Genomic DNA, 10,074 nt, shown 5'->3' on the forward strand with positions numbered 1-10,074 from the left:
AGTGGTTGTTATTCTTCTGTCGGGTTCTCCGGCTGCGGCTTCACCCGCACATAGTCCCCGTTTGGCGAGAAGGTCAGCACGTCCGTTGCCTCGTTGTAGGACACGTCGATGCGGAAGCCGGTGTTCATGAACAGGTTGCCGTTTTCCTCCTGCAAGAGATAGGTTTCCGGTTTCAGCTTGCGGCGCAGACCGTTCCGGCGGAACACCGTCACCTTGTAGGCTTCGCCCTCCTTGTAGATAAGCACGTCCGGTTTCCCCTCCACGCTCTCCCAGTTCCCGCACAGCATGTCACGGCGGTTGTCGGCCACGTCACAGGATTGCAGCATCATGACCGCCAATCCAATCAAGCACTTGCTGACTTGCAGCATTTTCACTTTTGGTAAATTCATACGCGTTTTTCTTTTTTTATTGATACATTCTGTTTTAGTTATTCCTTGTTCCTCCGCCTTTCGGCAAGCTGCAGGATGGCGGCTTCGATGTCACCGCCCAGCTTCTCCGCCAGACGGTAAACCTCCACTTTTTCCGTTTCTTCGGTAGTGTAGGCCAGATACTCTTCCGCGCTGACCTCTGTGGCATAGACAGCCGACTGCGTGCCTCCCAAGCCTATCCACACCTCCTTGTAGAGCCGTGAAGGGTTGTTTGCCATGTTGATGGAGAGTATCTGCCCTTTCTCCTTTTCCGTCAGTCCGAGCAACGCCTGTATCTGGTCGAACTTGTTCATGTACTTGCGCTGGTCGAGAAGTATCTTGCAGTCGGAGTTGTTGATGATGCTCTCCTTGACCACGGGAGAGGAAATGATGTCGTCCACCTCCTGCGTCACCACGATTGCCTCGCCGTAATATTTTCTGACCGTCTTGTACATATAGCGCAGGTATTCAGCCATGTTCGCCGAAGACAACGCCTTCCAAGCCTCTTCCACTATCAGCTGTTTGCGCACGCCTTTCAGACGGCGCATCTTGTTAATGAAGGCTTCCATGATGATGATGGTCACGACCGGAAAAAGCTCGCGATTTTCCTTTATGCTGTCAATTTCGAAGACGATAAACCGCTTGCCGAGCAGGTCGATGTTCTCCGTGGAGTTGAGCAGGAAGTCGTAGCGTCCGCCTCGGTAATATTGCCGCATGGTGGTGAGCATATTGTCGATATTGAAGTCTGACTTCTCCACCTTTATCTCACGTTCCGCCAGTTCGCGGCGGTAGTCGTCGCGCATATACTCGTAGAAGGTGTTGAACGAGGGGACGATGCTCCGGTTAGCCCTGATACGCTCGATGTATGCGTTCACCGCGCTGCCCAGTTCGCCGCTTTCCGTCTTCGTCACTTTGTCGTCCTCCGACTTCCAGAGCGTCAGCAGCAATGTCTTGATGCTGTCCTTTTTCTCCACGTCGAACACGTAATCATCAGTGTAGAACGGGTTGAACGATATGGGCTTCTCTTCCGTGTAGGTGAAATACACGCCGTCCGCTCCGCCTGTCTTGCGCCGGATCATGCCGCACAAACCCTGATAGGAGTTTCCTGTGTCCACCAATACCACATGTGCGCCTTGCTCATAATATTGGCGCACGAGGTGGTTCATGAAGAACGACTTGCCGCTGCCCGAAGGACCCAGCACGAACTTGTTGCGGTTCGTGGTGATACCCCGCTTCATCGGAAGGTCGCTGATGTCGAGGTGCAGCGGTTTCCCCGTGAGCCTGTCCACCATCTTGATGCCGAAGGGCGAGAGCGAGCTGCGGTAGTTGGTTTCCTCTGTGAACAGGCACACCGCCTGTTCAATGAAAGTGTGGAAACTCTCTTCCGCCGGGAAGTCCGCCGCATTGCCGGGTATCGCCGCCCAGTAGAGTGTCGGGCAGTCGATGGTGTTGTGGCGCGGCACGCACTCCATGCTTGCCAGCTGGCTGCCCACGTCGTTCCTTATGTGCTTCAGTTCCTCCGCGTCGTCGCTCCACGCCATGACGTTGAAGTGCGCCCGTACCGAGGTCAGCCCGTAGGAATGGGCTTCGTTCAGGTATTGGTCTATCCACTCGCGGTTGATGCTGTTGCTCCTTGAATACCGTGAGAGCGACTGCATGTTACGGGCGGACTTCTCGAACTTCTGCAAGGTTTCCTCGCTGTTGTCTATCAGCACATACTGGTTGTAGATATGGTTGCAGGAGAGCAGAAGCCCCACCGGGGAGGCGAATGACAGTCGGCAGTCACTCCGGTCAGTGGAGAGTTTCTCGTAACGGGTATCGGTAGCCACCTTGCCCGGCAGGTCTTCCGCGTCGGAGAGGGTGTGCAGGCACAGGCGGTTGTCGCCGATGCGCATCTCCCTTGCCGAAAGCTCGATGTCCTGCAAGGTGGTATTCCCTTCCGGCATGAGCGAGAAGTAGCGTTCAATAAGCCCCGTCTTTCCCTCCGTCCCCACAATCTCATCGGTGGATAGGCGGCGCAGGCGGACAAGCCCGCTGTCGTTCATGATGCGCTCGAACTGTTCGCAAGCCTCCATGAATTTGGTGGCTGTTTCCCTGTCCAGCTCCTTCGGGATGATGTGCCCCCGGCACAGCGTGCTGAAGTTGCTCTGCATCCGGCTACGCTCCTTCGTCGTCTTGGTCAGGTAGAGGTAGCAGGTGTGTTTCAGGTACGGACGCTCGTTGAAATGTCGCTCGAAAGAACGGCTCAAAAAGCTCATGTCGTCATTTTGCAGCTCCGACTTGTAGCGTTCCTTGATGAACCAGTCCTGTTTGTGGACGACGGAGTAGTCCGGCAGCACCTTGATCGCCTTGCACCAGCAGCCGTGTATAGCCTCGTACTCCGCGCCCGTCACGGTGTAAAGTTCCGGCAGCTCCACCTCGAAAGCCACCGTGATGTCGGCGTCCTTTGAGATGATGCAGCCATGCTCCACCGCAAGCAGGGGGAACTTGTTTTCCAGTGTTGTCATTTTTGATGTATTCCTCATGTCGTTTCTTCCTTTCGTTGTCGTTTGAACAGACGGGTTATCCGCCGCCGGTTAATCAGGTATCGGGGATGGCTCCGTGCCGCTCCCAGTTTCATTAGCCCGTGTTCGCCGTACCGGGCGTTCAGCGCGAAGGTCTGCCACACAAGGAGGGAGGACGATGCCGCGCCGAAGCCGATACATACCCACTGGTCGATGCCGACCATGTAGAGAATGACGAACAGGACGAAGAGAGCCAGCAGACCTCCGCAGAAGATGAAGAGGTACTGTGCCTTCAAACCCTTGAACTCTACCGGACGGCCGATACCCTTGTTGATTGGGTATTCAGCCATACATTATTACATTAAAGGAAGAATGAGCGCAGGATGGTGGCGGCTACAATCAGGAAGATACACGCGCCGAACCACGAGGCGGCTGTCTTGCTGGTGTCGGGGTCGCCCGATGAAAACTTGCCGTACACTTTTACGCCCCCGATAAGCCCGACGACTGCACCGATGGCGTATATCAGTTTAGTTCCGGGGTCGAAATAAGAACTCACCATAGAGGTGGCTTCGTTGATGCCCGCGATGCCGTTTCCTTGCGCAAAAGCGGAGGCAGTTGCGGCGATGATGAATGCCGCAAAGAGGATTGCTTTTCTGTTTCTTACGATGTTCTTGTTCATAAACTGTTCTTGTTTTTGTGCCGTCGAAAGGGTGGATGGTCCTTTGTCGGGCGGTTGATACTCTGTTACTTTACTTTGGTTTTAGTGGATGCCCGTTTGTTTCCACGGACTTGGGTGTGTCCGTTGCGGACCGGATGCGCCTTGCGCTTCCTCGCCGCGTGGGTTGATTGTCATTCCTTCATGCTCATTTCTTTTTTTGTTGTCATACATAGTTGCGGATGTCGAACTCCTCTACGTTGTCAGGCACGACGAACTCCTTTTCAGGTTTCTTCAGCCGAATCTCGATAAGCCCCTTGATGCGTATGCCTATCTCCGAAGAGCCTTCCATCATTTTCTCGTACAGCTCCGTGCCTTCCATGTCGGTGAACACCTTTGCCGCCTTTTCACGTTCCGCCTGTGTCGCGTCCGGGTTCTTGGCAGTCTTGCAGGCGTCGTCGATCTCGTCAAAACTGCTGCCCGAAGCCCGTGGCGTGTCCGAAGCGTCCTCTTCCGGTTCGTCCTCCCCGTAGCCCAGTTCCTCCGGCGGTATGCTCGTGAATGTTTCATCGAGCTTTTCCTCCGGGACTTGTGCCGGGCGGGATGCGGTTTCCGTGTTTCCGTCGTCAAAAGTAGCCTCTTCCTCCGACAGTTCAATGCCTTTTTCCGAAGTGGCGGCTTCTTGCGTCGGTATGGCTGCGGTTGTCCGGGTGGACGCCATTTTGAAACGGCTTTTGCCGATGATGTCCGCCTTTGCCGTGGAAACTTCTTCATGTGCCTCTACGCACTTGGGGACATTCCTGTCCAACGACCGCCATAATCCGACAATGCCCTTGAAGAAGCGGACAATCCGCGTGTCCATGATGCGCTCGTAAAGGAGCAGGAACAGGAACCAGAGGTTGCAGCCGACCGATACCGCCAGCAGAATGTCTGTCATGCTGATTGTGTAATTCATATCCTTCCGTTTTTGGTTAGAATACTGAATTATAATTTCGGGCATAAAGGCTCTTTATCGCATCCTCGCATTGGTTGAAGTGGTGCGTCAGCACATGGTCGATGTAAGCGGACAGCGTAAGCCGGTCATGCCCGATTACACGGGTGATACGCATGATACGCTCGTGGTACTCCGGGCGCACATACGCCATCTTCCCCTCACGTGCCTTTACTTCCGGGTCGCGGATGAACAGGCGTTCATAGTCCTTCTCACTGCATTTGCCGCTTACCGGGACAGGCGATAGGATTTCCACACTCGCCTGCACTTGGGCAAACATACCTCCGCAGTCTTGCTGTGGTCTTTTTTCATTCGGTGTCATTTCTTTTTCCATTTTCAAATCAGATCTTCACGTTGTTTCTTGTACAGTTCGTTGATTCTCTCCTTGTGCTGTTCCAGATGCTGGCGCAGCACGGTATCCACATATCCGCCTACTGAGATTTCCCCTCCGGCGATGTCGTTCACGATTCTGAGGATCTTGCCGTGGACGTCACGGCTGATATAGACACATTGGCGGGTCTTTATCTCGTTGCGGCGCAGGAACAGCTCGTTGTAGTCCTCGTCCTGCCTTTTCCGGCGTCCACTTTCCCTCTGCGCTTTTTCCCGTGTTACGGGTTGCACAGGAGATGGTTCCGGTGCGGCGGTGTCCTCTTCGGTCGGTGCAGCTGCGGGTACTTCCTGTGCGGGGCGCAGTGTCCCGTCCTGTGTGCGCCGCCCGATGGAGGCTAACAGCAGTTCCTCGTCGATGCCTTCCGTGTTCACTTTCCTGCTGCCCATGCTCACTGCGGTCTGATGATGTCGCTTATCTCTTCGGAAAACTCCCGGATGCCACTCCCTTTCAACAGTGCCGTGTCCATCGGGAAGATGGTGGAGCGGAAAACGCTCTTGCGCTCTTCCGAAAGGTCACGACGGAACTTCTTGCTGTCGGGCAAGCGGGTGGAAAGTACCGGAAAGCCCATTTCGGCGATCACTTCCTCGTAGACTCCGTACAGGTCGTTCCTCTCCCTGCCGTCCACCATCGTCCAAAACAGATGCAGCCCCTTTGTTTTCGCCTGCCCGGTCGTCATCAGCCTGTCGCGGAACATCGTAACGAATTTCAGGGTACTCTCCACGACGAAACGATCGGCACTCAGGGGCGTGAAGATGTAGTCCATCTGCGATAGCGTCTTTATCACGCCGTTGCTCCGGAGTGTCCCCGGCATGTCGAAGAAAACCACGTCGGGCTTCACGACCTCGGCGGCGATCATCCTTTCCGCATCGTCGAGGGCGTTCACCGCGTTGCTCTTGATGACCGGATAGGCGTTCTTCTTTATCTTGCGGAAATGGTCGCACGCGAGAGCCTTGAAGTAGATGCTCCCGCCGATGAGTGCCGTCTCATGTTCGCGCAGGCCGTGGATGCTGTGCTGCGGGTCGTCGCAGTCCACGACGGCGACATTGTAGCCTTTCACGTTGTGGAGGTAACTGGCGGCGAGTGCCGTGACGGTGGATTTGCCGATGCCACCTTTTTGTGTTGCGAATGCAACGAAGATTTCCTTACTCATAGTTCTATACATTTTAATTGTTGATGATTTGTTTTTCTGTTTCCATACGGATTTGGCTGTCGCACCATCCGCTTCCGTGACTACACACGCAGGCGGGTCGTCGCGTATCCGGTTCTGTGGTGAAGCGGTGCGTCGGACAAATGGTGATTGACGACATTGCGTCATGAAGTCATTGAATCCATACGTCACCGAATTGTCGGAGAACCGGGTTTCCGACGGTTCGGGTATCCGTTTCGGCAAGTATCCGAAGAAGCGGTTTTCCGGGTATTTGAATATTCCGTTTCTCATATCTTCAAACCGTTAGTTTCTTGAATCATGCTGCAAATAAACAAGTATATTTTTGAACCTGTATCACTTCTCCGGCAAGTGGCAGCACGTTGCGCCGGTTGGCAGTCATTGACCGGGTCAAGCATCTGTCCGATATCGCTTTAAGGGCGTAACTTTGCACCCGGACGGCAGGGTTCGCCGATGGCGCGCGGCCCGGAGTCCTAAAAGGTATTTTCCCAATCCGTCCCCTGACGGATTTTTATGTTCACCTGAACATAGCAAGATGTCTTTTCAGCCGCTCAAAATATTTTGAGCAGCCACGAAAAGCACTTGCCCTTGCAGGGGACGGGCTTTCCCTCCGAAGTCGGAAAGCCTTTCAGAACTGCGGTGCCGTGAACAGAAGCGGCGGCTTATGCCGTCAATCCGCTAAATCCAAAGTGATATGAAAGAGAAAAGGAAAAGCAAAGCAGGGAGAAATCCCAAACTCGATCCGGCGGTGTACCGCTACACCGTCCGTTTCAACGAGGAGGAACACAACCGTTTCCTCGCCATGTTCGGAAAATCGGGTGTCTATGCACGGTCGGTTTTCCTCAAAGCGCACTTCTTCGGGCAACCGTTCAAGGTGCTGAAGGTGGACAAGACGCTGGTGGACTACTACACCAAGCTATCGGATTTTCATGCGCAGTTCCGCGCCGTGGGGACGAATTACAACCAAGTCGTGAAGGAATTGAGGCTGCATTTTTCCGAGAAAAAGGCGATGGCGTTGCTCTACAAGCTGGAGCAACACACCGTCGAACTCGTGAAACTGAGCCGTCAGATTGTGGAATTGTCGAGAGAAATGGAAGCAAAATGGTCGCAAAAATCAGTGTAGGAGACTCGTTGTACGGCGCGATTGCCTACAACGGGGAGAAGATTAACGAGGCGCAGGGGCGGCTTCTCACCACCAACCGCATCTACAATGACGGTTCGGGAACGGTGGATATAAGCAAGGCGATGGAGGGTTTCCACACCTTCCTTCCACCGCAGATGAAGGTCGAGAAGCCGGTGGTGCATATCTCGCTCAACCCGCACCCGGAGGATGTGCTGACCGATATTGAGTTGCAGAATATCGCCCGCGAGTATCTGGAAAAACTCGGTTTCGGAAACCAGCCTTATCTTGTATTCAAGCACGAGGACATCGACCGCCACCACCTGCACATCGTGACGGTCAACGTGGACGAGAACGGGAAAAGACTCAACCGGGATTTTCTCTACCGCCGCAGCGACCGTATTCGCAGGGAACTGGAACAGAAGTATGGATTGCATCCGGCAGAACGAAAAAATCAGAGATTGGATAACCCGTTGCGCAAGGTGGACGCATCGGCTGGCGATGTGAAAAAGCAGGTGGGCAACACCGTGAAGGCTCTGAACGGGCAGTACCGCTTCCAGACGATGGGCGAATACCGTGCGCTCCTTTCCTTATATAATATGACGGTGGAGGAAGCGAGGGGAAACGTGCGCGGACGGGAGTATCACGGGCTGGTCTATTCCGTCACGGACGACAAGGGTAACAAGGTGGGCAACCCGTTCAAATCCTCGCTTTTCGGGAAGTCCGCAGGCTATGAAGCCGTACAGAAGAAGTTTGTCCGTTCCAAATCGGAAATCAAGGATAGGAAACTGGCAGACATGACGAAACGCACCGTCCTTTCCGTGCTGCAAGGCACTTATGACACGGACCGGTTTGTTTCCCAACTCAAAGAGAAAGGCATAGACACCGTGTTGCGCTACACGGAGGAAGGGCGCATCTACGGGGCTACCTTCATCGACCACCGCACGGGATGCGTGCTGAACGGCTCGCGCATGGGTAAGGAACTTTCGGCGAATGCCTTGCAGGAACACTTCACACTGCCATACGCCGGACAACCGCCTATACCGCTTTCCATCCCGGTGGATGTTGCGGACAAGGTACACGGGCAGACCGCATACGACCGTGAAGACGTGTCGGGCGGTATGGGCTTGCTCACTCCCGAAGGTCCGGCGACCGATGCCGAGGAAGAGGCTTTCATCCGGGCGATGAAGCGCAAAAAGAAGAAAAAGCGCAAGGGCTTGGGTATGTAATCGGAGTATCAACAATTAAAATTTTAATCTATGTCACAAGAAGACGATTTGAGGGCATTGGCGAAAATCATGGATTTTCTGCGTGCCGTGAGTATCATTTTAGTGGTCATGAACGTGTACTGGTTCTGCTACGAAGCCATCCGGCTGTGGGGCGTGAACATCGGTGTGGTGAACAAAATCCTTCTGAACTTCGACCGCACGGCGGGGCTGTTCCATTCCATACTGTACACGAAACTGTTTTCCGTCCTTTTGCTTGCCTTGTCCTGTCTGGGCACGAAAGGGGTCAAGGGTGAGAAAATTACTTGGGGAAGAATCTGGACGGCACTCTCCGCCGGGTTCGTGCTGTTCTTTCTGAACTGGTGGTTGCTGGCTCTGCCGCTGCCGGTTGAAGCGGTGACGGGGCTGTATGTCCTTACCATCGGCACGGGCTATGTCTGCCTGCTGATGGGTGGTCTATGGATGAGCCGCCTGTTGAAACACAATCTGATGGATGATGTTTTCAACAACGAGAACGAGAGTTTCATGCAGGAAACGAGGCTTATCGAAAGTGAGTATTCGGTCAATTTGCCGACACGTTTCTATTACAGGAAACGCTGGAACAACGGCTGGATCAATGTAGTTAATCCCTTCCGTGCGTCCATCGTGTTGGGTACGCCGGGCAGCGGCAAGTCATACGCCGTTGTAAACAATTTTATCAAGCAACAGATTGAGAAGGGATTTAGTCAATACATCTACGATTTCAAGTACCCCGACCTTTCGACCATCGCATATAACCATCTGATGAATAATCCGGAGGGCTACAAGGTGAAGCCGAAATTCTATGTAATCAACTTCGACGACCCGCGACGCTCACACCGTTGCAATCCCATTCACCCGGATTTTATGGAAGATATTACGGATGCCTATGAGAGTGCCTACACGATAATGCTCAACCTTAATAAAACATGGGTGCAGAAGCAGGGCGACTTCTTCGTGGAATCACCTATCATTTTGTTCGCCAGCATTATATGGTATCTTAAAATCTATCAGAACGGGAAATATTGCACGTTTCCCCATGCCATCGAGTTTTTGAACCGCCGTTACGAGGATATTTTTCCGATACTGACCTCTTATCCGGAGCTGGAGAACTACCTTTCCCCGTTCATGGATGCGTGGCTCGGAGGGGCTGCGGAGCAGCTCATGGGACAAATAGCGTCGGCGAAAATCCCACTTTCGAGGATGATTTCACCGCAGCTCTATTGGGTGATGTCGGACAGCGAGTTTACGCTGGACATCAACAATCCCGAAGAGCCGAAAATCCTATGCGTGGGCAACAATCCCGACCGTCAGAACATCTACGGCGCGGCACTCGGATTGTACAACTCCCGCATCGTGAAGCTCATCAATAAGAAGGGGATGCTGAAGTCGTCGGTCATCATCGACGAGCTGCCCACGATATACTTCAAAGGGCTGGACAATCTTATAGCCACCGCACGAAGCAACAAGGTTGCCGTGTGTCTGGGATTTCAGGATTTCAGCCAGTTAGTACGCGACTATGGCGATAAGGAAGCCAAAGTCGTGCGCCCATAAGGGCATATAATAATTATCTCTGTGGCAGGAGATTAGGTAAGTG

12 protein-coding genes and 1 pseudogene are annotated in these 10,074 nt (G+C 53.5%); 4 read left to right on the forward strand and 9 right to left on the reverse strand.

All coding sequences use genetic code 11. The annotated features are described in order from the left end of the window. Positions 1-8 precede the first annotated feature (8 nt). The 9 genes from KTR06_RS12365 to KTR06_RS12400 form a co-directional block, all read right to left on the reverse strand. Positions 9-389: a DUF3876 domain-containing protein gene (locus tag KTR06_RS12365; RefSeq protein ID WP_005816817.1), complete on the reverse strand. Its 381-nt coding sequence runs from the start codon at positions 387-389 to the stop codon at positions 9-11. A gap of 38 nt (positions 390-427) precedes the next feature. After that, positions 428-2,932, reverse strand: a complete 2,505-nt coding sequence (locus KTR06_RS12370; RefSeq protein ID WP_005816815.1) for a TraG family conjugative transposon ATPase — start codon at positions 2,930-2,932, stop codon at positions 428-430. Then, positions 2,929-3,261 carry a DUF4133 domain-containing protein gene (locus tag KTR06_RS12375; protein WP_005816813.1) on the reverse strand — a complete coding sequence of 111 codons (333 nt, stop codon included), beginning with the start codon at positions 3,259-3,261 and terminating at the stop codon, positions 2,929-2,931. The genes KTR06_RS12370 and KTR06_RS12375 overlap by 4 nt, the downstream gene beginning before the upstream one ends. A gap of 11 nt (positions 3,262-3,272) precedes the next feature. Beyond that, on the reverse strand, positions 3,273-3,590 hold the full coding sequence (locus tag KTR06_RS12380) for a DUF4134 domain-containing protein (protein WP_005816811.1): 318 nt from the start codon (positions 3,588-3,590) through the stop codon (positions 3,273-3,275). Between the two features lie 81 nt (positions 3,591-3,671). Continuing rightward, positions 3,672-3,800: a hypothetical protein gene (locus KTR06_RS24660; protein ID WP_256445742.1), complete on the reverse strand. Its 129-nt coding sequence runs from the start codon at positions 3,798-3,800 to the stop codon at positions 3,672-3,674. Next, positions 3,793-4,521 (reverse strand): hypothetical protein, encoded by a 729-nt coding sequence (locus KTR06_RS12385; protein WP_005816809.1) that lies wholly within the window; start codon positions 4,519-4,521, stop codon positions 3,793-3,795. Before KTR06_RS12385 ends, KTR06_RS24660 begins: the two co-directional genes overlap by 8 nt. A gap of 16 nt (positions 4,522-4,537) precedes the next feature. Next, positions 4,538-4,891, reverse strand: a complete 354-nt coding sequence (locus tag KTR06_RS12390; RefSeq protein WP_032534628.1) for a DUF3408 domain-containing protein — start codon at positions 4,889-4,891, stop codon at positions 4,538-4,540. Between the two features lie 2 nt (positions 4,892-4,893). After that, positions 4,894-5,334, reverse strand: a complete 441-nt coding sequence (locus KTR06_RS12395; protein WP_004291503.1) for a DUF3408 domain-containing protein — start codon at positions 5,332-5,334, stop codon at positions 4,894-4,896. 2 nt (positions 5,335-5,336) lie between these two features. Further along, positions 5,337-6,263, reverse strand: coding sequence for a ParA family protein (locus tag KTR06_RS12400; protein ID WP_229039950.1), 927 nt, complete (start codon positions 6,261-6,263; stop codon positions 5,337-5,339). Here KTR06_RS12400 and KTR06_RS24495 point away from each other — a divergent pair. The 4 genes and pseudogenes from KTR06_RS24495 to KTR06_RS12415 form a co-directional block, all read left to right on the forward strand. After that, on the forward strand, positions 6,262-6,402 hold the full coding sequence (locus KTR06_RS24495) for a hypothetical protein (protein ID WP_229039951.1): 141 nt from the start codon (positions 6,262-6,264) through the stop codon (positions 6,400-6,402). The two genes, KTR06_RS12400 and KTR06_RS24495, sit on opposite strands and share 2 nt — an antisense overlap. Positions 6,403-6,807: 405 nt before the next feature. Beyond that, positions 6,808-7,236, forward strand: coding sequence for a conjugal transfer protein MobA (mobA, locus tag KTR06_RS12405; RefSeq protein ID WP_004312006.1), 429 nt, complete (start codon positions 6,808-6,810; stop codon positions 7,234-7,236). Further along, positions 7,215-8,462, forward strand: coding sequence for a conjugal transfer protein MobB (gene mobB, locus KTR06_RS12410; protein WP_005816802.1), 1,248 nt, complete (start codon positions 7,215-7,217; stop codon positions 8,460-8,462). Before mobA ends, mobB begins: the two co-directional genes overlap by 22 nt. A 30-nt stretch (positions 8,463-8,492) precedes the next feature. Continuing rightward, positions 8,493-10,022: pseudogene (locus tag KTR06_RS12415) on the forward strand (YWFCY domain-containing protein); the annotation flags it as partial. Between the last annotated feature and the right edge of the window lie 52 nt (positions 10,023-10,074).

Source organism: Bacteroides sp. MSK.20.12 (assembly GCF_019052435.1).
GTDB lineage: Bacteria > Bacteroidota > Bacteroidia > Bacteroidales > Bacteroidaceae > Bacteroides > Bacteroides xylanisolvens.

What these genes read in the sequence shown, in the direction of transcription:
- KTR06_RS12385 (WP_005816809.1), bottom strand. Translation starts at nt 4,521, where the DNA reads ATGAATTACACAATCAGCATGACAGACATTCTGCTGGCGGTATCGGTC.
- mobA (WP_004312006.1), top strand. Translation starts at nt 6,808, where the DNA reads ATGAAAGAGAAAAGGAAAAGCAAAGCAGGGAGAAATCCCAAACTCGAT.
- KTR06_RS12400 (WP_229039950.1), bottom strand. Translation starts at nt 6,263, where the DNA reads ATGACGCAATGTCGTCAATCACCATTTGTCCGACGCACCGCTTCACCA.
- KTR06_RS12395 (WP_004291503.1), bottom strand. Translation starts at nt 5,334, where the DNA reads ATGGGCAGCAGGAAAGTGAACACGGAAGGCATCGACGAGGAACTGCTG.
- KTR06_RS12365 (WP_005816817.1), bottom strand. Translation starts at nt 389, where the DNA reads ATGAATTTACCAAAAGTGAAAATGCTGCAAGTCAGCAAGTGCTTGATT.
- KTR06_RS12375 (WP_005816813.1), bottom strand. Translation starts at nt 3,261, where the DNA reads ATGGCTGAATACCCAATCAACAAGGGTATCGGCCGTCCGGTAGAGTTC.
- KTR06_RS24495 (WP_229039951.1), top strand. Translation starts at nt 6,262, where the DNA reads ATGAAGTCATTGAATCCATACGTCACCGAATTGTCGGAGAACCGGGTT.
- KTR06_RS12370 (WP_005816815.1), bottom strand. Translation starts at nt 2,932, where the DNA reads ATGAGGAATACATCAAAAATGACAACACTGGAAAACAAGTTCCCCCTG.
- KTR06_RS24660 (WP_256445742.1), bottom strand. Translation starts at nt 3,800, where the DNA reads ATGTATGACAACAAAAAAAGAAATGAGCATGAAGGAATGACAATCAAC.
- mobB (WP_005816802.1), top strand. Translation starts at nt 7,215, where the DNA reads ATGGTCGCAAAAATCAGTGTAGGAGACTCGTTGTACGGCGCGATTGCC.
- KTR06_RS12380 (WP_005816811.1), bottom strand. Translation starts at nt 3,590, where the DNA reads ATGAACAAGAACATCGTAAGAAACAGAAAAGCAATCCTCTTTGCGGCA.
- KTR06_RS12390 (WP_032534628.1), bottom strand. Translation starts at nt 4,891, where the DNA reads ATGGAAAAAGAAATGACACCGAATGAAAAAAGACCACAGCAAGACTGC.